This is a genomic window from Nostoc cf. commune SO-36 (assembly GCF_023734775.1).
Taxonomy (GTDB): domain Bacteria; phylum Cyanobacteriota; class Cyanobacteriia; order Cyanobacteriales; family Nostocaceae; genus Nostoc; species Nostoc commune_A.
This window is the reverse complement of record NZ_AP025732.1, coordinates 437,605-458,549: the sequence shown is the minus strand read 5'-3', so window position 1 is coordinate 458,549 and position 20,945 is coordinate 437,605. Positions and strand designations below refer to the sequence as shown.

19 protein-coding genes, 1 pseudogene and 1 riboswitch are annotated in these 20,945 nt (G+C 41.4%); of the genes and pseudogenes, 5 read left to right on the top strand and 15 right to left on the bottom strand.

Annotated features, from left to right (window positions below):
• Positions 1-57: 57 nt before the first annotated feature.
• The 11 genes and pseudogenes from ANSO36C_RS02090 to ANSO36C_RS02045 all read right to left on the bottom strand — a co-directional run bounded on the left by ANSO36C_RS02090 (position 58) and on the right by ANSO36C_RS02045 (position 11,268).
• Positions 58-792, bottom strand: coding sequence for a cobalt-precorrin-6A reductase (locus ANSO36C_RS02090; RefSeq protein WP_251960230.1), 735 nt, complete (start codon positions 790-792; stop codon positions 58-60).
• Positions 793-794: 2 nt separating this feature from the next.
• A complete protein-coding gene (locus ANSO36C_RS02085) occupies positions 795-1,211 on the bottom strand; it encodes a DUF1636 family protein (RefSeq protein WP_251958172.1) in 417 nt (138 codons plus the stop codon).
• Between the two features lie 22 nt (positions 1,212-1,233).
• Positions 1,234-1,408, bottom strand: a riboswitch (cobalamin riboswitch).
• A gap of 358 nt (positions 1,409-1,766) precedes the next feature.
• Positions 1,767-1,910 carry a hypothetical protein gene (locus tag ANSO36C_RS02080; protein WP_251960229.1) on the bottom strand — a complete coding sequence of 48 codons (144 nt, stop codon included), beginning with the start codon at positions 1,908-1,910 and terminating at the stop codon, positions 1,767-1,769.
• Between the two features lie 25 nt (positions 1,911-1,935).
• Positions 1,936-3,036: pseudogene (locus tag ANSO36C_RS02075) on the bottom strand (reverse transcriptase domain-containing protein).
• A gap of 100 nt (positions 3,037-3,136) precedes the next feature.
• Positions 3,137-3,490: a diversity-generating retroelement protein Avd gene (avd, locus tag ANSO36C_RS02070; RefSeq protein ID WP_251958171.1), complete on the bottom strand. Its 354-nt coding sequence runs from the start codon at positions 3,488-3,490 to the stop codon at positions 3,137-3,139.
• A gap of 103 nt (positions 3,491-3,593) precedes the next feature.
• The gene (locus ANSO36C_RS02065) at positions 3,594-5,525 is read right to left on the bottom strand and encodes a caspase, EACC1-associated type (RefSeq protein ID WP_251958170.1); all 1,932 of its coding nucleotides are present in this window, start codon (positions 5,523-5,525) and stop codon (positions 3,594-3,596) included.
• On the bottom strand, positions 5,518-5,925 hold the full coding sequence (locus ANSO36C_RS02060) for a sugar ABC transporter permease (RefSeq protein WP_251958169.1): 408 nt from the start codon (positions 5,923-5,925) through the stop codon (positions 5,518-5,520). Before ANSO36C_RS02060 ends, ANSO36C_RS02065 begins: the two co-directional genes overlap by 8 nt.
• Positions 5,926-6,511: 586 nt before the next feature.
• A complete protein-coding gene (locus ANSO36C_RS34695; RefSeq protein WP_410174702.1) occupies positions 6,512-7,594 on the bottom strand; it encodes a GAF domain-containing sensor histidine kinase in 1,083 nt (360 codons plus the stop codon).
• A 17-nt stretch (positions 7,595-7,611) separates the two neighbouring features.
• On the bottom strand, positions 7,612-8,184 hold the full coding sequence (locus ANSO36C_RS34690) for a response regulator (RefSeq protein ID WP_410174668.1): 573 nt from the start codon (positions 8,182-8,184) through the stop codon (positions 7,612-7,614).
• A gap of 278 nt (positions 8,185-8,462) precedes the next feature.
• Positions 8,463-8,936: a response regulator gene (locus ANSO36C_RS02050; protein WP_251958168.1), complete on the bottom strand. Its 474-nt coding sequence runs from the start codon at positions 8,934-8,936 to the stop codon at positions 8,463-8,465.
• A 52-nt stretch (positions 8,937-8,988) separates the two neighbouring features.
• On the bottom strand, positions 8,989-11,268 hold the full coding sequence (locus ANSO36C_RS02045) for an ATP-binding protein (protein WP_251958167.1): 2,280 nt from the start codon (positions 11,266-11,268) through the stop codon (positions 8,989-8,991).
• A 206-nt stretch (positions 11,269-11,474) separates the two neighbouring features.
• Between ANSO36C_RS02045 and ANSO36C_RS02040 the strand changes: the two genes are divergently transcribed.
• Both ANSO36C_RS02040 and ANSO36C_RS02035 read left to right on the top strand, forming a co-directional pair.
• Positions 11,475-11,741: a type II toxin-antitoxin system ParD family antitoxin gene (locus tag ANSO36C_RS02040; protein WP_251958166.1), complete on the top strand. Its 267-nt coding sequence runs from the start codon at positions 11,475-11,477 to the stop codon at positions 11,739-11,741.
• A 173-nt stretch (positions 11,742-11,914) separates the two neighbouring features.
• The gene (locus ANSO36C_RS02035) at positions 11,915-12,154 is read left to right on the top strand and encodes a type II toxin-antitoxin system RelE/ParE family toxin (RefSeq protein ID WP_251958165.1); all 240 of its coding nucleotides are present in this window, start codon (positions 11,915-11,917) and stop codon (positions 12,152-12,154) included.
• A gap of 753 nt (positions 12,155-12,907) precedes the next feature.
• On the opposite strand, the gene ANSO36C_RS02030 is transcribed toward ANSO36C_RS02035, so the two are convergent.
• Together ANSO36C_RS02030 and ANSO36C_RS02025 are read right to left on the bottom strand one after the other, a co-directional pair.
• The gene (locus tag ANSO36C_RS02030; protein WP_251960228.1) at positions 12,908-14,425 is read right to left on the bottom strand and encodes a M16 family metallopeptidase; all 1,518 of its coding nucleotides are present in this window, start codon (positions 14,423-14,425) and stop codon (positions 12,908-12,910) included.
• Positions 14,426-14,536: 111 nt separating this feature from the next.
• Entirely contained in the window at positions 14,537-16,201 is a 1,665-nt protein-coding gene (locus ANSO36C_RS02025) for a M16 family metallopeptidase (RefSeq protein WP_251958164.1), read from the bottom strand.
• A 151-nt stretch (positions 16,202-16,352) separates the two neighbouring features.
• On the opposite strand from ANSO36C_RS02025, the gene ANSO36C_RS02020 reads away from it, so the two are divergent.
• Positions 16,353-16,967 (top strand): TetR/AcrR family transcriptional regulator, encoded by a 615-nt coding sequence (locus ANSO36C_RS02020; RefSeq protein ID WP_251958163.1) that lies wholly within the window; start codon positions 16,353-16,355, stop codon positions 16,965-16,967.
• A gap of 364 nt (positions 16,968-17,331) precedes the next feature.
• Here the strand turns inward: ANSO36C_RS02020 and ANSO36C_RS02015 are convergent, their stop codons facing one another.
• Positions 17,332-17,772: a DUF4332 domain-containing protein gene (locus ANSO36C_RS02015; protein ID WP_251958162.1), complete on the bottom strand. Its 441-nt coding sequence runs from the start codon at positions 17,770-17,772 to the stop codon at positions 17,332-17,334.
• 391 nt (positions 17,773-18,163) lie between these two features.
• Between ANSO36C_RS02015 and ANSO36C_RS02010 the strand changes: the two genes are divergently transcribed.
• Both ANSO36C_RS02010 and ANSO36C_RS02005 read left to right on the top strand, forming a co-directional pair.
• On the top strand, positions 18,164-18,988 hold the full coding sequence (locus ANSO36C_RS02010; protein WP_251958161.1) for a hypothetical protein: 825 nt from the start codon (positions 18,164-18,166) through the stop codon (positions 18,986-18,988).
• A gap of 253 nt (positions 18,989-19,241) precedes the next feature.
• Complete coding sequence (locus ANSO36C_RS02005) at positions 19,242-19,706, top strand: DUF29 domain-containing protein (RefSeq protein ID WP_251958160.1); 465 nt, start codon at positions 19,242-19,244, stop codon at positions 19,704-19,706.
• Between the two features lie 8 nt (positions 19,707-19,714).
• Here ANSO36C_RS02005 and ANSO36C_RS02000 read toward each other — a convergent pair whose 3' ends face one another.
• A complete protein-coding gene (locus tag ANSO36C_RS02000) occupies positions 19,715-20,515 on the bottom strand; it encodes a PhzF family phenazine biosynthesis protein (RefSeq protein WP_251960227.1) in 801 nt (266 codons plus the stop codon).
• Positions 20,516-20,945 lie beyond the last annotated feature (430 nt).

The following is a 20,945-nucleotide window of genomic DNA, read 5'->3' as shown; positions in this document are numbered from 1 at the left end:
TTGGTACAAGTAGTGATTATTTATTCCACAAGGATAATTCCAGAACGATATAACCTACTAGCACCGCTCAAATAGCCATGCCAAAGCAGCATCAACATTACTAACCTGCTCCCCTGGCGGTATGGCTGGACGATTTACCATCACAACCTTCACGCTTAGTTCTCGCGCGGCAATAATCTTGGGCTTTGTGGCATCGCCACCGCTATTTTTACTCACAATCGTATCAATGTTGTTGTGAATCAAGATTTGCCTTTCATTATTCAAAGTAAATGGCCCGCGATCGCACAATACCATCCCCGGCGGCAGCAAAGCATCATTGCCAGGAGGGTCAATCATCCGCATTAGAAACCAAATTTTATCTAGGTGAGCAAAAGCGGCAAGTTCTTGCCTACCAACTGTCAAAAATACTCGCTGTGCTTGGTTTTGCAGAGATGCTGCTGCGGCTTCAACGCTATCAACTTCAATCCAGCGATCGCCACTGACTTTTTCCCAAGGCGGACGAATTAACATCAGACGGGGTACTCCAACTTCTGCTGCCGCATCTGCCGCATTGAAGGAAATCTGATTAGCAAAAGGATGGGTTGCATCAATTAATAAGTCGATTTGCATAACTCGCAGATAGCTAGCCAATCCAGCCACACCGCCAAAGCCTCCAACCCGTAAATCACCCAACGGTATTGAAGGTTCACGAGTGCGCCCAGCTAGAGACGTAATTACTTCTAACCCTTGGCTAGTCGCAATGGCAGCTAATTCTGCGGCATCTCCCGTCCCACCCAAAATCAAAACGCGCATCATTAAGATAAAGATGGAATCTTTGCCAAAATGCCTTTTTTTAACGCTTCTGGACGCTCTGACCAAGGTAGTAAACCATCTGCTTTAGCATAGTATTGGCTAGCACATTCCAGTACCGCAGATGCACTATCATCAACGGCTAAATCACCAAATAAATATGTTAATTTGCCTTTAGCAGAAAAGGCGACTACACAAGAACGATTACAGGCACTCATGCATTCAACTTCTTGAATTGGGAATTGATCTCGTAAATCCCAATCTTGTGCAAGCTGCTGAAGTTGGTGTAGAAGTTTTTGACCACCACTTTCACCTAAGCGTTTTCCATCTTGCCAAGTACTGGCACAAGTTTTGCAAACAAATAAAGTATGTTCAGCAACACCCAAGGGGCTAGTTGGGGAAATATTTACAGTAGTAGTCATCTGTACCTCGCAGAGATGTGGAATTGATAAATTTATTTCGGCGGGCATCCTGACTTACTCAATTTGGGATTTTCGATTACTTAGTTACTTAACCTCAAATTGGTTCACAGTTGCGGGACAGCGCCGGATTTGCACCGAACTTTCCCCGTTACCTCTGGTAGCTGACTCCCACCAGAACCGATTAACCTTATTAATCATACACTAGGCTCATCTGAGAATACGAAACGTCGTGCGATCGCAATAACTAATATTGATCATTTATCTAGCTAGCGGTAGGTTGGGTTGAGGAAGGAAACCCAACAGTAAGAATTCTTGATTTTGTTGGGTTTTACTAAAGTTCAACCCAACCTACAAATATTTTATTTTTTCAGAGTAATAAAAGACGTAAGGCAGATATTATAAGCAGTCGAAATTACTTTAAAATTAGGTGAATCGGACAACTGTTCGACCTTTACAGCCTACCAGCTATCCGACTCGGTTTTATATTCGGAGATCGTCATCAACCTCACTGGATTAGGCCTGGACTCTTTTTTGGTACGCCCGATGAATTCCCATTCACCAGTTCTGACACAAAAGAGTACTGCCACGAACCAACACAATCCGAAAACCCACGTTGTTGTTACGATTGTCACGCGCGTTATAGTTGCGATACGCCGAGCGGCAATTCCTGGGATTGTTGTTCCACGAACCACCACGCAGCAGCCGATGTCGCCTACCCCATTGTTTACATTAACACAATAGACTCGGAAGTAGAGAATTGACTTACAACATTTTCTAATTGCCAAGTAATAAATATTTGCTGGCGCAACTGCCATGTATTACCATGCTTTAAGTGGGCAACCCAACTCTGCATTGATTCACACATTTTTTCATATTCAATTTTTCTTTGATGATAGTCGCAGAGCATTTTCCGTAATCTTTTTCTTGCCAGACGCAGATTATCACTGCGTACCCTAATCCGGTCTGGTAAAAGGCGAAATCCAACAAAATTAGCGTCCGTGTTTTGGTTCAAACAATTGGCTTTTGATTGGATGCATTTTAACTCTTAAAGCTGCAAGATATTCCTCTATTCTAACTCTGGCGTTTTGCAAAAACACTTTGTCATCTGAAAATAAGGCAAAATCGTCTACATAACGAATATATTGAGATGCTTTGATTTGTTCTTTAACAAAATGGTCAAAGCTATTTAGATATATATTTGCAAAAAATTGGCTGGTTAGATTGCCAATTGGTATACCATGTCTTCTTTCAAGAGGTGTGAGTAAATCATCTCCAATAAAATAATTAAGTACTGGCTCTTGATGATTGCTACTATCAATAATGGTATTGATTAACCAGAGTATATCAGGACATTTAATTTTACGATATATCAGTGATTTCAATATTTCATGGTCGATACTAGGAAAATATTTACGAATATCAGCTTGCAGAACATAACGGCTGGAACGAGCAAATTTAGTAAAGCGATGTAAAGCGCGGTGAGAGCCAAAACCAACACGATTTGCGTAGGAATCGCTGATAAATGTGCGTTCAAATATGGGAAAAATGACGTTACACAGAGCATGATGCACAACTCTGTCACGATAAGGAGCGGCTGAAATTATTCGCAGTTTGGGTTCAAAAATTTGAAATGTGGTGTAGTTTCCAGGACGGTATGTTTTTGAACTGTAATTCTTCTTGCAGTTGAAATAACTCTTGCTCTAGATTGTAATTAAACTCTAAAACATTCTCTCGAAAACGTTTTACCCCGTTGTGCTTGCTGGGCGGCTGATAGCAAATTCTCAAATGCTATAATTTCATTCCAAAGATTTCCATATCGTTTCATTTAAATTAACCCACGCAGGTGGGTTTTGTCTGTGTAGCCGCGATTTCTAATCGCCTGGGTTATTAATAATTTCATTCTAAAGTTGCTGGTGGAATATTTTTTAATTGGAAATACCTGGTTTAATTTTTTGCTGTTTTATCCATCCACCCAAATCAGTGCCAATCTCATTTAAAAGTTTTTGAGCATATTCATAACGTTCTGTCTGAATTAAGTTAAATTCTAAAAGTAAACGAGTTTGATAGCGCAAAATATCTAACTTACTATTCAATAATTCTAAATGGGCTAATTTCTCTTTAGCATACCGTGCTATGATCAGAACATCTAATAAATTGTATAGTTCTGTAATAATCCGATTTCCTAGCAAAAATTTATGATCTCTAGGAAGACGATTTAAAATTGGTACATACCACTTGATTAAATCGTAAGTTTTTTGTATTATTGGTAAATCACTCATCCATACAAAATTAAATAAAAAATTGATCGCGCAGAGCGCGAGACATTAAGAAGGGTGAAGAAATAAAGAGCAGAGTGCTAAAGGGCAATAGTGTAAAGGGCTACTAAGTCCTGCCACGAACCAACACAACCCGAAAACCCACGCTGCCGTTACGATTGACACGCGCGTAATAGCCGCGATACGCCGAGCGGCAAGACCTGGTATCGCTGAGCCAAGAACCACCACGCAGCAGCCGATCTTGATTATTATCAGCTAACCAAGCGCTTCCGTTTTTTGGCGCTCCGTTATAATTTTTGTGCCACTCATCCTGACACCATTCCCATATATTACCATGCATATCAAATAAACCAAAGGGGTTGGCAGGAAATTTCCCTACATCTGTTGTTTCCCCATACTGGACTTGGTAATTCGCTAAATCAGTTGTAATCGTTTCGCCAAAATAAAACGGCGTAGTCGTTCCCGCACGACATGCATATTCCCATTCTGCCTCACTGGGTAAGCGATAGGTTTCTTGAGTCTTTTTAGATAGCCGAGCGCAAAACTCAATTGCATCATCCCAAGAAACCTGTTCAACAGGTCGATTAGCACCTTGAAAATTGGATGGTTCGGGATTTAAATCAATATTAACCTTGGGTAAAGCAGCAACGGCTTTCCATTGGCTCTGAGTTACGGGAAATTTACCCATAAAAAAGGGTTGAATGGTGACGGAGTGCTGTGGACTTTCATCGCTAGTTCTTTCTGGCTCACTCTCTGGTGAACCCATGAGAAATTCACCACCAGGAATTGACACCATTTCCAGAACTACGTCATTACCCAAGCTTTCTCTAAAAAACTTGGCGCGTCCTTTACTGCTGTTGATGGTTTGTCCTTGAGCATCCACCTTCACGATGTCAAACTCAAATTGATTAGGTTCATTTTCTAGAACAGGTTCAGATGGTTTTTGTTGATTAATAAACCTTGCTTCTATTGGTGCTACATCTTCTTCTCTCAAACTTAAAATATCTTGCAAGCGTTTTAAAGCATTGCGCTGTTTCTGACTAGGTGGATACTGTTTGAGTCGAGAAAATGTTTGCTCATAACGTTGCAATTTTTCCTGGCGTTTGCGATAAGGTTCGAGAACCTCAAATTCAATTGCATTAGCGTCATCAACAGATAATTCAAATTTAGGTGATTTTAACTTCTTCCGAAACTCATCCAGATAATCGCGGTTAATATCAGAAATCTCTCCTTCATCGTCAAGAGCAATTATCTCAACTTCCTTACGATACTTTAGTTTAGGATCATCCTTGGGTGACTTCGCCAGAAAAATCGGTTCACCCTTTTTTATGTAATATAACTCTGGCGTCATGTCGGGAGATTCTTCTTGCACTTTGCTTTTGGCAAAGTCATGCAACTCATCCACCGCAATCAAACCATCCCCGTCCTTATCGGCTGTACCTTTCTCAAGCCCTTCTATCAAATATTTAGTGTAAATCGACAAGTTTGAGTCATCAGATTCATAAGCTTTTTGTGTTGAGGTGCAAGCTGTGAGAATTGCTCTTCCCTCACCGCCTAATTGCTTTTGCAAGTCAATATTATCAACACCAATATCTTTGGCTGTAACACCTCTGGCAAAAGCAGCACTAAAGCAGCAATCTAAAATTACTACCTGTCGCTTAGATTTGCTGCTGTTAATTGAGTCGTGTACATATTTGGCGACTATGGCTGTGTATGGGAGCAATTGATTCTGATTTTTTTGAGTTCCGCGAGTCGAAAAGTAAAAGTCGCCATTTTGTAATGTCACGCCATGACCAGAAAAGTAAAGCAACAGCAAGTCATCTTTATCAGAATTAGCATAAAAGTTATAAATTTCTCTTTCCATATCTGGCTTTTGGGGATTTTTTAGCACCGTGACATCCCCTGGAGCAAAACCACCGATTTCGGTGTTTACTAAAACTCGCTCCATCGCTTCAACATCATTTACAGCCTTGGGTAGCGCTGCTAGTCCTGGTTCGTATTCGCTAATCCCGATTAGCAGTGCTATCTTCTTAACCATCGTTGCTGTTTGATTGATTTTTGATAAATTCTTGTGCTTTTTGGAGAGCAAATTCAAACTCTTCGCGGCTGCTGGCTTCTAGGTTGAGTTCTCTACTGCCATCAGCACTGGCTTTAACCAATAGCTTAATTGGTTTGTTGCCGAAGCGATCGCCTAGAAAATTAAACAAAGTTTTAATATTAGCGGCGTTAACTTGTGCATTTAACAACCCCCACACAAAGCCACTGATGCTCTTTGTACCCTTGGGTGCGTTTTCCACTGCAACTAAATCTGCATCTTCTACGCCATCTACTTCTCTTAACTGAGGTAATAAATTTTCTACTTCTGTTTGCAATTCCTCATCGTCTAAACCTAGTTCAGCTAGAGAAATCGTCACCTGAACATTAGATATTGCTGCCATGATGAATCGCTTAAGTATTTTTTGGGTATTTTTTAATGATTGTATCGTTAATTCTGGCTAGTTTAGTAAATATCCGGGGAGCGATACCTGCGGCGGGCTACGCCAACGCATTTGTTATTTCGAGGTTCGCATTTGTTACTTCGGGGTTCGCATTTGTTACTTCAGGGTTCGCATTTGTTACTTCAGGGTTCGCATTTGTTATTTCGGGGTTCGCATTTGTTATTTCGGGGTTCGCATTTGTTATTTCGGGGTTCGCATTTGTTATTTCGGGGTTCGCATTTGTTACTCCGGGGTTCGCATTTGTTACTCCGGGGTTCGCATTTGTTACTCCGGGGTTCGCATTTGTTACTCCGGGGTTCGCATTTGTTACTCCGGGGTTCGCATTTGTTACTCCGGGGTTCGCATTTGCTACTCCGGGGTTCGCATTTGCTATTTCGGAGACTACATTAGAATTAAAATATCTGAAGCTGGGGATATGAAATTGCGATCGCTATATGCTCCTATTAATTCTGATGGTAGTGCGATCGCTGCATAAAATCGGCAGGTTACGTAAAATAATTGGGGATAACTTATTTTTTGCAAGTCGTTAAGTAGATGATGGGGATAGTTGACCAGTTGGGGATATCTTCGGTAAGCTAACTGTAACTTTAGTTCCTTGCCCCACTTCACTAGACAAGGTAATATTGCCACCATGTAACTCCACACAAGCTTTAGCGATCGCTAGCCCCAAACCTGTACCAGGAATTGTGTCAACGTTACTTCCACGACTGAAAGATTGAAATAAATTTTCTTGATCTGCGATCGGGATACCGATTCCCTGATCTTTGATATAAAAGATAACTTCTGATTCTTTGCCAACGAGGTGGAATTCCACAGTACCTCCATCTGGAGAGTACTTAATTGCATTGGACATTAAGTTAATAAAAATCTGCTGCAAAAGTCCGCGATCGCCCCAAAATCCGTGGTTATTTCCTGTAATTTTAAAAATTAATTCGTGGCGATCGCCTGCTGTTTCTCGCTCTTGTTCTATAAGGTCAGAAAAAAATTGTAGCAAATCTAATGCAATTGGTTTAAACTCAGGTTTTCCTAGTTCCAATTGGTTAACCAAAAGCATATCATCCACGAGTTTGGACATATACCTTGTTTTCTGTTCAATGATTCCCAAAAACCTCTGCTGTTTAGACTCGTCTAGTTGCTGGCTATGTTTTACCAAAGTTGATGCAGCAGCAAGAATTGAAGTTAGCGGCGTTCGATATTCATGGGAAACCGTTGCAATAATTTGAGATTTAAATATATTTAGTTGCTTTTCTTTGGCAAGGGCTGCTTGAGTTTGGGCTAGCAATTCTGCCTGTTGGATAGCGATCGCTAATTGCACTGAAACTTCGTTGAGCATCTCTACATCATCAGTTTGCCACTGTCGCTCCCCAGAATTATGGTGAGCAATCAATAAACCCCAAAGTTTGGGGGTTGGGTTCCCATTGTTACTCAGATTAATGGGAACCACCAGACTTGCCTTAGTATTAAATTGCTCTTTTAGGCTGACACAATTACACAAACCTAGCTCATAGATATAAGGAATTGGGGATTGGGAAAACTCTTCCCTAGTTATCAATACTCTGTCTCCTTGTATCCTTGTGCCATTGTCCCCAGCCTCAATGCGATCGCACACTGCTACTGATGAGGCAACTATTTTACCATCTGTATCTGGGCGAACTGATATACCATCACGCGATCGCACTTCAGAAGTTGCTGTACTTCGGCTACAGCTGTATTCAAAATTTGCTCTAAGTTTAGAGACTGGCGAATTCGTAAAGCAGTCGTGGCAATTAGGCGTTGACGCTCTTGAGTTTTGATCAGTTGGGCTTGCAAGGACGATTGTCTAATGGCATTACGGACTGCTAGTTGCAGTACATCTTGTGTCAGATGTTGCTTGACTAAATAATCTAAAGCACCCCGTTTCATTACTTGCACAGCGATCTCTTCATCACCCCGCCCTGTCAACATAATCACTGGCACAGAAGTTTTAAATATCTCCTGCTGCATCTGATCGAAGAGTTCTAACCCACTCATATCAGGTAGGCAAAAATCCAGCAGAATCACATCGCAGGGTACTTTTTGGCACAAAGCAAGTCCTTCTTCTGCACAGTCTGCCTCCAAAATCTGGTAGGACTGGTGCGGATCTTTCAAAAGATATCGACGATAAATTTTCCGATCTGCGGCACTATCATCGATGATAAGTAGCGTCCGTATGTCCAACATAAGGTTGTGAGGATCGGGGAGCCATATAGATCCCTTTTATCCAGATTGGGTTTTTATTGCATAATTCTAAAAATAATATAAAATAAGTATAAATAAAATCTAAATTATTTAGTAAATCTAAAGCAATAGAACTAGTAAAAACAGGAAGATGGGGAAAAAACATCTACCAGAGACAAGCAAACACAGTGACTCAAAGAGGAAAGTGTCGCTGTGCCCTCTGAGCGATCTCTTTTATTATCCTGATATCCCTACTGCCTGATTAACAAAATACAAACAAATTAATCCAAGACGGGCGGCGTATTGGCTTCAAGCCAGTAATCCACAAATGCCTGAATCGTCTTTTTTAATTCCTGAGCATCCATCGGCTTTACCAGATATCCATTTGCACCCTTTTGGTAGCACAATTCAATATCCTTGGGGTTAGATGATGTAGTAAAAACAACGATGGGGATTCCTTTGAAACTATTGTCTTGCTTGAGCCGATCTAAAATATCACGGCCATCAATACCTGGCAAATTCAGATCGAGCAAGATTACAGAAGGTCGTAATGCTACTTTAGAGTTGGGTGGGTCTTCGTCTTTACTGTAGACATCATTTCCCTGTTGAGAGAGAAACTCTAAAACCTCATCTCCATTAGTGCAGCGATGTATAGGGTTCTGGACGGACATACGCTGCATCAGACGTTGCAGAATCCGAAAATCTTCATTGCTGTCCTCAACAACGAGCAGAGGTTCATGAAGTTTTTTTATCATTCGTGGTATTAAAAGAACTTAACAAAAATATATATTTAGCTACTATCTTAAACTATTCCAGCGTAAAATAGAATATCGAGCCAACGCCGACGGTAGATTCAACCCAAACTTTACCGTTATGAAGCTCAACAATCTTCTTAACAATAGCTAGTCCTGCACCGGCTCCACCACCATACTTTTGCTGAGAGTGGAGCCGCTTAAATAATCTAAAGATGGTTGCTAGATGATGCTGTGGAATTCCAATACCGTTATCGCGGATGTAAAAAGTGATTGGGGATTGGGTATGGGCTAATAGTTCTTCTCCCCCTGCCTCTTCTTGAGAAAGGTAGCCAATTTCCATCCATTGCTCTGCCTTATCGTTGTATTTAAAGGCATTGCCAAGCAGATTACTGAAGACTTCATTAACGAGAATTCGGTCACACAAAATTGTTGGTAAAGGCCGAGGAATGCGAATATCTACAAACTGAGAGTCTTGGCGACTAGCACGAAAAACGTCAATTACTTCGTTGAGTAATTTGTTGATGTCAGTTGCTTGCAAGCGCAGTTGCGCTTGTCCTAACTGCGAGAGTCGCAGTAGGGCATCAATCAGAGTTTCCATCCGTACAGATAAGGATACTACTGTTTGCAAACACTCAATTCCGTCATCATCTAATACTTGGGCATAGTCTTCTAACAGCACTGTCGAAAAATTATAAATGCCTCGTAAAGGTTCCTTGAGGTCATGAGAAGCGGCGTAGGCAAAGGATGCTAGTTCTTGGTTGCTGCGCTCTAACTCCAGGTTGATTTTAGCTAATTCATCCGCCTTCGATAGTACAATACCAACGATCGCATTTCTCAGAGCGATCGCACTGTCAAGTTCACAAGCTTTCCAAGGTAGAGAAGTTAATCTAACTGTTTCTTGCCATTGTTCAAAAGATTTTCGCGGAGATAGGGTAATGCTACCATCTGCCTGGGTTTGCATGGATTCGTTGGGATTACCTGCCCAGTGTACTGTTTGGATAACTTCGGGGCGAAACCAAAGAATGTAATAGCGCCGGACTTTAGAAATCCGCAGTAGTAACAAGCCACTAGCTGTATCTTTAAATATGAGCGCTTCTGGGTAAAGCTTGGGCAGAGAATCAGTAGAAAACAAGTTATCACTAACTTGGATATCCGCCCATTCAATTAATGCCTGAACTTGATGAATATTCGGTGCTGTCCCTACAAGGGTAATTTCATTATCCAGACAAACCGCCGCTCCTGAAGCACTAACAAGATCGAGCAACCGGATTTCAGGTTTGATTAAGGCATCGATAAAATTATCTGCTTGGGAAATGGACTCTAGAAACTCAGACTGTAGCGATTTGAGTTTTACTTTATAGTCCCATTCCGAGTGACTAATTTTGTGTGCTAATTCTGAAGACACAATTTGTCCTAAAAATTCGCACATCTTGCGGACTTCGTAAGAAACATACTTTGGTGTTTGATGATGACAGGATATTAATCCCCAAAGCTTCTGCTCTTGCACGAGGGAAATCACCAAAAGAGCATTCACGCCCATATTTTGATGATATTGAGTACAACACTGATCAAAACTTCGTAGCACACAGTAGCTTAAATCAAGCGGCTGATGTGTTGTCGTATTTTCGGTTGGAACTAGTTTAATCGGTTCAACGGTCAAATCGGGGAGAAATCGGAGAAAGCAGCGTGTGTATAACTCCCTAGCCTGGGCTGGAATGTCTGTAGCAGGATAGTGGAGTCCTAAATAAGGTGATAAATCTTCTCGTTTAACTTCTGCAACAACAGAACCCGCTTCCGACTGGTCAAATTGATAGACCATTACCCGATCAAAACCGATGATTTTTTGGACTTCTTTAGCTACCGAATGCAAAAATTCTATCAGGTTTGATGTGCTTTGCATTTTAGCGATCGCTTCACCCGCCAAACTATGAAAGCTTAAGAAACTCAACTCCGATTCAGAGTCCGTCGGTTCTAGCTCCAGAATCACAGCCTCTTCTGTACGATGAGCAATGGCATCAAAGTATTGTTCACCATTTAAAGTGTTTCTTAATACTTTAAACGTATTAGAACTGCCAATTTTTTTCACCAAACACTGCTTGACAATTTCCACTTGCCCAGGGTCAAGTAAATAGCTCAAAGGTTGACCGAGCAAATCTTTTGGCTCTTTGCCCAAATATACTTGAGTATTATTGCTAACTTGTAGGATCTCTAGCTGAGTACTGAGTGCCAGGAGAACGCCATGAGGTTGAATAGAGCCAGTTAGATGAATAGGTTTGCGATCGTGGTTAATCAGGGCAGTAGTTTGGGCTGTAGTATATTCAGACTGGCTCATAACTGAACTTATGTAAAGCTGACTTTTGCAATAGCGCAATTAAATGTCACATTTCTTTAAAAGTATATGCCGAGAAGTATGAGTGCGATCGCATATCATCTGTGCTTGGTTACATTTTTTAGCTCTTTGCAAAAGTTTTCACTAGGAAGCAGCAATAACAAAAACTGTTATTATAATATCTATTCTTGTTATAAAGAAGTAAGTATATGAATATTTCTCTTACTCCTGAGTTGGAAGCCTTCGTGCAAATGCAAGTTGAGTCAGGCTTATACCATTCTCAAAGTGAGGTGATTCGGGAGGGGTTGCGTCTTTTGAAACGCTTTAACGACCATTCCGAGGAATATAAATTGTGGCTCAATGAGCAAATTGCTATTGGTCTTTCTGAGCTTGATAATGCACAAGGTCTTCCCGGAGAAGGTGCGCGGGAGCGCATCCGCAACAAGGCGCAACAATTGCTCAAAAAACCGTTGTGACCCAATACAGTTCAGTTAAGCAATTTTTTCCTTCTCATTCTTCTCTCTGCGTCCTCTGCGCCTTGGCGGTAGCCTGCGGCAAGCCGTTCGCGTAGCGTCTCGTAGAGAAGCGTCTACGTTAAAAAGTTGAATTTGATAACAGAGTTTTAGCCTTAACTGAACCGTATTGCGTTGTGACCAACCCAAAACTGTATATTCTCTCGCCGCAAGCAGAAAACGACCTTGCGGGAATTTATGCTTATATCGCGCGAGATAATCTGGATGCCGCCGAACAGATGCTAGACAAGCTTCTTTGTGCCTGTGAATTACTCACAGACAACCCCAGAATAGGAAAGTATCAGTTACGACCTGACTCCGCTTCCCGTCCGTTTCTGGTTGGTGCAGCCCCGATATTTTCTGATATACCAAGGTGAGAACCCCGTTGAAATCGTGCGTGTACTGGCAGCAAACATGGATATTGCGCGGCAACTCGCCGGAGAATAAACAAACTAATTGTTTTCCAAAAAATTGGGCAGATATGTCAGCACAATTCGCAATTCGCAATTCGCAATTCGCAATTAATGCCCACGGATAAATCCGGGGGCTTGAACCCTGCATTGTTTAAAACTTATCTATCCATAAATGAATTTAGGGGCTTGTACCATCAAGGAAGAATTGGTCAATACAGTTCAGTTAAGCAATTTTTTTCTTCTCTTTCTTCTCTCTGCGTCCTCTGCGCCTCGGCGGTAGCCTGCGGCAAGCCGAAGCGTCTACGTTAAAAAATTGACTTGGATAACAGAGTTTTAACCTTAACTGAACCGTATTGGCAGATATGTTGGGTTTCGTTCCTCAACACAACCTACACTGTTAAAAAAAAACCCCTGGAGTTCCCAGAGGTTTTGGTTCCTGATTTAGTTTCTATTTATTACTCCAATTCGTCCTCAGTCATTTCCCGATAGCAAAGGAAATTATTTGAAAAACCAGATACCTGACTTCTCGAAGAAGTCGAGAATCTAAGCCTTGCGATTTGACTTGTATAAACGTATTCCGAATGGGCTGCTCCCTCTAGTCAAGCCACTGGAGGCGGAGCCTCCGAGAATCGGTTCCCAGCCTGGAGGCTAGGAACCAGTTAGGGCAGGGGCTGTGTCTTAACTTAGTGCTATTCTATTCAGTGTCTACCTATGCAATTAATTCTTAGCCTGTGGCCGTGAACCAGGAATCGTTACATCTATTGGTGTCACCTGTGCCGCTAGCTGCGTCAATGGTGGTTGAATAGCGGCTTGATTCCCCACTACTAGAGTCACAATTTTTTCTGGTTTGAGGTATTCTCGTGCTACCCGTTGGACATCAGCTGCTGTGGTGGCGGCGACGGCTTTTTGATAGCTAAAGAGAAAATCAGCAGGATAGCCGTAATATTCGTATCGCATCAACCGTGATAAGGTTTGGCTGGGGTCTTGAAAGTTGAATACAAAAGAATTGAGTGTAGATTCTTTGGCAAAAGCAAGTTCTTTGGCAGTCACTTTTTGAGTTTGAATGCGCTTGATTTCACTTTGTAAAGCTTTGACAAACTGGACGGTAGCATCCGATCGCGTTTCTCCACCAGCAATAAACATACCAGGATAATCGTAGCGGGGACTCCACTGGCCATAAACAGAGTAAGCTAAACCTTGACGCGATCGCACTTCATTAAATAAGCGTCCGCCAAATCCATTTAACACCCCATTCAATACATCCAGCGCCGCATAATCAGGACTATCGAAGCGTCCGCCTAAATGCCCGATAAGTACACTACTTTGGGTTAGTTGTGGCTGATTTACAAAAAATACTCCACCTGTATTAGCTGGCAAAACCTTTGGTAATGCAGGTTTGGCAATACCTGGGTTACGGTTCCAATCGCCAAATTTAGCTTGAATGAGCGATCGCATTTTCTTAGCATCAAAATCCCCCACAATCCCCAAAATCATATTATTAGGGTGGAAATATTGCTGATAAAACTTGAGCAAATCCTCACGCTTAACCTGATCCACCGTCGCATACTCTACTGTGCGAGCGTAAGGGCTATCTTTCCCATAGATCAATTTCTTAAATTCTCGACTAGCAATACTATCTGGATTGTCATTACGACGGGCAATGCCACCTTTAGCTTGTGTCTTAGCCAAGTCTAGCTTTTCTTGAGCAAATACTGGCGATCGCAGCACCTCAGCAAACAGCCCAAACACTGTTTCTAAATCTTCACTGAGGGCATCAAAGCTAGCACTACCAGAAGCTTCAGCAATACTAACTTCCACAGATGCCGCGCGTTGTTCCAACATCTCGTTGAGTTCATCAGGGGAATGCTGCTTAGTTCCTCCAGTTCGCATCACCGCGCCTGTAAAACCAGCCAACCCAACTTTCTCCAATGGTTCCAAGCGATTTCCTGTCCGCACAAAGGCCGTACCATTCACCAACGGTAACTCGTGATCCTCCATCAAATAGACAACCAAGCCGTTTTGCAGCACAAACCGCTCATACTTGGGTAACTTGATTTCAGGTAGCGGTGGTAGCTGTAACTCCGTGTAATACTTTGCCTCAGCCGTCGCTGCCAGAGAAAAATTACAAGTTAAAAGTAAACACGCAAAAACAGCAACCAAAGCATAAATCAGACCCTTCCTCTTTTGAATTTTCAACCCTATCTGCGTTTTGCCTTTCACCTGATACCTCTGCATATCTTTCTTCCTTTGCGCCCTTTGCGGTTCGTTTTTCATCCTTTGCGGTAGCCTACGGCAAGCCGCTGACGCTCCTTCGTCGCTACCGCTTCGCTAATGCGTCTACGTTTTTCATCCTTCTTTCGACAACAACTTACCAATTGTGCGATTCTCAGCCGTAAACGTCTGCTTTGCCACCCGTTGAATATCAGCCGTTGTCACCGCCGAAATATCATCCAACTGCTTAAACAAATTTCGCCAAGAGCCAGTTTTCACCTCATATTCCAACAATTGTTGAGCCATTCCCATATTTGAATCGAGAGTACGTAACAAACCCGCCCGTGCTTGAGTTTTCACCCGTTCCAAATCAGCCGCCGCGACAGGCTCAGTTTTTAATTTGTCAATTTCTTGGCGCAAAGCCACCCCCACCTCATCAACTGTATGACCAGGAGCCGTGAGAGCATAGAATAACATCAGGTTTGGGTACTTATCTCCAGGAAAACCACTGTAACCTTGAGCATTTAGCGCCAAACGCTGCTTTTCTACCAAAGACTTATACAGCCGAGATGTGCGCCCATCACTTAATAAACTACCGATGATTTCATAGGTTGCATTATCTGGATGAGTAACTGCCGGACGATGATAACCTTCTAAATACCAGGGCTGAGAAGGTAGCTGTAAAGTGACTTCCCGCGTTTGTTTTTGTGGCGGTTCGACTGGGATTTGTTCAACAGCTTTGGTTTTTGCTTTATAGCGGCCAAAATAAGTTTGCGCTAGTTTTTTCACTTCAGCCGGGTTAACATCTCCGACAATAGCGATCGCTAAATTACTTGGTACGTAGTAAGTATCAAAAAACTTTTGCACATCTTCTGGTGTCAGATTGCGGATATCTTGGTCATAACCAATTATTGGACGCCTGTAGGGATGGACTTTGTAAGCAGTATCGATAAATTTTTCCACCATCAATCCAATGGGTGAATTCTCCACCCGCAGCCGTCGTTCTTCTAAAATTACATCTTTCTCTTTATAAAACTCACGACGAATTACAGGATCAAGAAATCGCTCCGATTCCAATGACATCCACAGTTCCAGCTTATTAGCAGGAAAACTGTAAAAATAACGCGTGGCTTCAATTGAAGTATTGGCATTTAAACCCACACCTCCCGCTTGTTCGACAATTTGCCCCAATTCGTTCTGCTTGACTAGCTTGCCTGCTTGCGCTTCTACTTGCTTAAACTCAGTTTCTAACCGAGCAACCTCATCTTTTTTGCCATTAGCTTTCGCTGTTCTAATTTGAGCATCCAACTGCTCTAAAGCTTCTAATAGTGGTTTTTCTTTTTTGTAGTCTTCTGTACCTATACGCGTTGTGCCTTTGAACGCCAAATGTTCGAGAAAGTGAGCTACACCAGTTTTGCCATCTGGCTCATCCACTCCACCGACATTTGCATAAGTAAGAAAAGAAACTACAGGTGCTTGATGTCGTTCCAAGACAATGAATTTTAGACCATTGTCGAGGCGAAACTCCGTTAACTGCTTGATTACTCGATCCAGGTAAGGTTGAATCGAACTTTGAACTGGCGGGGTTTGAGTTTTGGCTTCTTGAGGAGGTGCTGTCTGAGTTTGAGCCAGAGCGACTTCTGGCAGCAATCCCCACGAGAGAATAATCGAAGTCAACAAAGTGATAAATAACCGCCGTAATCTGACAGATGCTTGATCTGACCAATCCAAAATCGTGCGAGTGAGCAAAGTCGAAATCCTCAATCTAAAATTCCCAATTGACCGACTGATATGGTTCATAAGCGAAAATTAAGATAAAGTTACATTAACTAAAAAACAGGATACTTAGCAAAAGAACGTTAATCTGGTATTAAGTTCTCAGTGACTTTTTGTACTTAACGTTAGACAATAATGCTACAAGTGCTGTTCTGGATATTTAACCATAACTATTATGCGAGTTTTTAATTCTTCCCCGCCCTCAGAGGCTCAGACACGCACCCGAATTTTAGAAGCAGCACAACGGTTGTTTGCCTCTAAGGGATTTGACGGCACTACCACCCGCGATTTGGCACAAGCCGCAGGTGTAGCTGAAGGCACTCTTTTTCGTCATTTTCCGAATAAAAAAGCGATTTTGGTGGAAGTAGCTACGAATGGCTGGGTAGAGATTCTCACAGATTTGCTGACAGAATTAAGTGAAATGGGCAGCTATAAAGCCGTAGCTCAGGTGATGCGCCGCCGGATGTGGAATTTCCAAAAAAATGCCGATTTAATGCGCGTTTGTTTTATGGAGGTGCAGTTTCACCCCGATTTACGCGATCGCATCCAGTTAGAAGTCATTACCAAAATGACAGATGTGGGCGAAGCATTTTTTCAAACAGCAATGGATAAAGGCATTTATCGCCAAACTGATGCCAAGCTAGTTGCTAAAGTTTTTTTAGGGATGTTTGCGATCGCAGGTTTTTCTAACAACACCATTATTGAGCCTGATGCTTCTCCCCAACAAATGCAAGAAATGGCAGAAGGACTTGCTGATATCTTCCTTAATGGTGTCTTGGTTAAAGAGTGAGGAGTGATGAGTTTTGAAGAAGAAGTCAGAATTCAGGAGTCAGAATCAAGACGCGACGCTCGAATACTCGCTAACGCTCCGCTATCGCGGACTCGCTAACGCAACTCTTAGAGACGCTACGCGAACGCTATCAGTCGGAGATTCAGACCGCGCAGGAATTGAAGACCACCAAATTTTCAATTTGGTGGGGGTCTTAAACCCGATTATTCAGACGCGACGCTCGAGTACTCGCTAACGCTACGCTATCGCGGACTCGGTAACGCTGCGCTATCCACCAGTCGTACAGAATTCATTCTGAATTCTGACTCCTGACTCCTGAATTCTGTTCGATAAATTTTAACTCCAAACTCTTAACTCCTAACTTTTAAATAATAATTGTTTTCGCTTGCTGACTCCACTGCTGTACTAGCTCAATTGCTGGACACAAATCACGCCGTTGCATTGTTGCTACCTGTAATCGCATAATTTGTCGGTGTAATCTGTGAGTAGGAGTTTCAGCTAACTGTGCTACAGAACCAATACCCGCATGGAGCAATAAACCACAATATTGTATCCCGACGCTAGGAATACGCGCCAAGTCAGCTAAGGCCATCCATTTATTTACATACTGAAGATGAATCTGTAGTTTATTTGCTAACGCTAGTCTTTGCTCTAAAGTCTTTCCTTGTTTGACTAGTGTTACTGTACTAGTAATGCCACAATTGTGCAGTTGCGATTGTTCTTCGTGGCTAAGTCCAGGTAATTGTTCGATTGGCCAATCACGAGATTGCATGAGGATTCTACTATCTTTGTGTTTAGCAGACATTTTTTAAATTAAAATATTAGGCTTCTTTAAATATTGTGACACTCGCTTCTGTAGAAGAGTACGTGCAATACGATTCGGATAAAATTCTCTCGTCTGTAGCTAGCCCTTTTATCCCATTTCACTTAACGCAACCTTCTGCAACTCAATTGCATCAGCTTACAAAAATTAACCCACCGTTTGTTTAACCTTGCCTTATTTAAAACCTCACCCCTAGTCCTAAAGAGGTGAGTGTCGCATCTCACAGGTTTTTTGAGGCAAGTCCAAGCGATTATTCAGGCTGGTTAAGAGTTTCTTTATTGTTTTTATATAAATATTATAAAGTTTGCATAAAGTTTTTGTATATTTATTTTATTTATGCAATAATTTTAAGCTAATTTCATATAACAGCGCTATGAACGATACTTATTTATTAGGACTTGATGATTGTAAAAATATAAGTATTGCAATCCCATTATTTTGTAACTGTGTTTTTTTGGTTGTGTTATTTATAATGTTCTTCTTTGATAATGATGACAGTTATAATTTCGGTGATAAGATAGAAGTGTTTGTATTTTCATTATTATTTTCAATGGGAATAAGTTTTAGTGTATCTATTTCGTTATTTCTATTATCTTATCCTTTATGGAATCTATATTTACAAGAAGGAGGATTATTTAATTTACAGGTTTATTCCAAAGAAATAACACAAGGAACTTTAGGTTTAAGAATAACAAGTTTGTTATTAAGCTTTAGTTATTTACAAAGTTTGTATAATGCTGTAGCAGATAGGATTCCCAAAATTACTACTGAGCTAGTATCTGATTATCCTGATTTAAAAGATATAAAGCCCTTTTCTTCAAATAGTACTATCAAAATTATTATAATAACTCAAAATATTTTTTATGGAGCTATTACTTTATTACTATGGATTTTTATTTTTTCATCAAAGTCTTTAATAGAACTTAGAATAGTTTCATGGGGATTGTTTTTTATAGTAGATGATTGGGCAATTATACATGATAATTTAATAGCCTTAAAAGGTAGGATATTAAGATGGCATAGATTTAGAATTTTGTTTTTTAATGGGTTAATGACTTTTTCTATACTTTCAGCTTGTTTTAGAAAATTAGAGCATGGGTTATTTACAGGTTTAATTTCTTTATTGTTAATTACATTAATATCTATGAACGCGTTAGCATTTTTTAATCTATTTGAATCAACAAATGAATCCAATTAAAAAGAAAATTCCTAAAATTTACATATTATTATTAATAATAAACTCTAGTAAAACCCAGTACCACTTAATTATTAATTGAGAAGTATTAAGGTTGGGGTAAAGTATTTTGTATTTCATGTAAATCAGAACTACCTATATTAATTCTCCTCGCAGAACAGTTACCGCTTGTGCAGCAAGAAAGACGCGATCCCCTCGCGTAGTCCCTGACGTTAAAATGGGTGTAACATCGTCTCCGGTAGATTGCAGGAAGTTTATGACCCCAATTCCCAAAAGCGCAGCCCAGTTATATGAAACAGATTTTGTTGCATGGACAGAAAAAACTGTGCAACTCATTCGTGCTGGACAATTTGGACAAGTAGACTGGGATGCTGTAATTGAGGAGATTGAAAGCTTGGGACGCTCAGATCGGCGGGAGTTGAAAAGCCGTTTGGAAGTATTATTACACCATTTACTCAAGTGGCAATATCAGTCTGGTTTGCGGAGTGGCTCTTGGCAAAATACCATTGATGAGCAACGCAACAAAATTCTAGATTTGCTGCAAGAGAGTCCCAGCCTCAATTCCTATCCAGAAGAAGTTTTAGCCCAGTCCTATCATCGGGGATTAAAAGCTGCTAGTAATGAAACTCAACTACCAATAGATACGTTTCCTGTGGAGTGTCCTTATTCCATTGCTCAAGTTCTTGATGTTGAGTTTTTGCCGGATGCGGTTGATTTTTAATCTTAGCTTTATGGAGTAATTAACTCACCTCGCATCACAGTTACTGCTTGTCCAGAAAGAAAGACGCGATCGCCCCCATCATAATCTACCTTCACCACCCCACCGCGACTTGATGCTTGATAAGCCAAAAACTCATCTTTGTGCAAGCGATCGCGCCAGAACGGAGCAAGGCAACAATGAGCCGCCCCAGTCACTGGGTCTTCATTAATACCTAATCCTGGTGCAAAAAAACGTGAGACGAAATCATATTCGGAATCAGAATTGGCGGTGCTGGTGACGATTAAACCACTAATAGACAACGTTTTTAGGAGTTGGAAATTAGGCTGTACTTGCCGCACTAATTCTTCAGATTCTAATTCCACTAAATAGCCTAACGAATTCTGCAATACAGATTTGTATGGTACACCCAAAACTTGGCTAAGTTCTGGAGGAGCGATCGCGGCTTGGGAGTGATTCACAGGAAAATCTAATTCAATCCACTCACCTTGCAATTTAGCAATCAGCACACCACTTTTGGTATAAAAACGCGCCATTTCATTCGCTGACAGATATCCCTCTGACCACAGTACATGAGCGCTAGCTAAAGTTGCATGACCACAAAGCGGCACTTCTACCATCGGCGTAAACCAACGCAGATTGAAGCCATCATCCTGTTTAACAAGAAAAGCCGTCTCAGATAAATTCATCTCTTGAGCTACATTCTGCATCCAGCCCTCGTCTTGGGGAGCAGGCAAAACACAAACAGCAGCAGAATTACCTGCAAAAGGTGTATTGGTAAAAGCATCAACCTGAGTAATGGTTTGTCCCAGTGAACTACCCCGCCGTAAGACGGACGGGGCTTCCCAATTCATCGGGAATAGCTTCCATAACTTCGTAGTAAAAGACAAGTCTTACATTCCCTCCAAGGGCAGGAGTCTTGGTTCCCAAGACCCAAATTTTTCTCTTGCAACATATACCTATTAGCTTGGTTTTCGCTTGCGGCATTGATGGTCAAGACATTGATTATCTTACCAGAAAATTTTGGGGATTCGTCATACATCCAGAATTTGTTTTTACTGATGTTTTAAATCAATTCCAGATGTAATCCTTATCCCCCGCTCACAATCCCCACCTTATAGGTACATTGTTCGCGTAGCGTCTCGCAGAGAAGGTGGGGACTTCCGCTATACGTTAAAGTCACCTTGAAAGTTAGACAGCAATATTATATTTATCAAGAATGTGTAAAAGATTTATGCCGAC

Excerpts from the sequence above, each read along its gene's own strand:
- ANSO36C_RS02030 (WP_251960228.1), bottom strand. The coding sequence starts at position 14,425 with ATGCAGAGGTATCAGGTGAAAGGCAAAACGCAGATAGGGTTGAAAATT.
- ANSO36C_RS02050 (WP_251958168.1), bottom strand. The coding sequence starts at position 8,936 with ATGATAAAAAAACTTCATGAACCTCTGCTCGTTGTTGAGGACAGCAAT.
- ANSO36C_RS02090 (WP_251960230.1), bottom strand. The coding sequence starts at position 792 with ATGCGCGTTTTGATTTTGGGTGGGACGGGAGATGCCGCAGAATTAGCT.
- ANSO36C_RS02010 (WP_251958161.1), top strand. The coding sequence starts at position 18,164 with ATGAACGATACTTATTTATTAGGACTTGATGATTGTAAAAATATAAGT.
- ANSO36C_RS02040 (WP_251958166.1), top strand. The coding sequence starts at position 11,475 with ATGAATATTTCTCTTACTCCTGAGTTGGAAGCCTTCGTGCAAATGCAA.
- ANSO36C_RS02005 (WP_251958160.1), top strand. The coding sequence starts at position 19,242 with ATGACCCCAATTCCCAAAAGCGCAGCCCAGTTATATGAAACAGATTTT.
- ANSO36C_RS02020 (WP_251958163.1), top strand. The coding sequence starts at position 16,353 with ATGCGAGTTTTTAATTCTTCCCCGCCCTCAGAGGCTCAGACACGCACC.
- ANSO36C_RS34690 (WP_410174668.1), bottom strand. The coding sequence starts at position 8,184 with ATGTTGGACATACGGACGCTACTTATCATCGATGATAGTGCCGCAGAT.
- ANSO36C_RS02060 (WP_251958169.1), bottom strand. The coding sequence starts at position 5,925 with ATGGCAGCAATATCTAATGTTCAGGTGACGATTTCTCTAGCTGAACTA.
- ANSO36C_RS02065 (WP_251958170.1), bottom strand. The coding sequence starts at position 5,525 with ATGGTTAAGAAGATAGCACTGCTAATCGGGATTAGCGAATACGAACCA.
- ANSO36C_RS02015 (WP_251958162.1), bottom strand. The coding sequence starts at position 17,772 with ATGTCTGCTAAACACAAAGATAGTAGAATCCTCATGCAATCTCGTGAT.
- ANSO36C_RS02045 (WP_251958167.1), bottom strand. The coding sequence starts at position 11,268 with ATGAGCCAGTCTGAATATACTACAGCCCAAACTACTGCCCTGATTAAC.
- ANSO36C_RS02085 (WP_251958172.1), bottom strand. The coding sequence starts at position 1,211 with ATGACTACTACTGTAAATATTTCCCCAACTAGCCCCTTGGGTGTTGCT.
- avd (WP_251958171.1), bottom strand. The coding sequence starts at position 3,490 with ATGAGTGATTTACCAATAATACAAAAAACTTACGATTTAATCAAGTGG.
- ANSO36C_RS02025 (WP_251958164.1), bottom strand. The coding sequence starts at position 16,201 with ATGAACCATATCAGTCGGTCAATTGGGAATTTTAGATTGAGGATTTCG.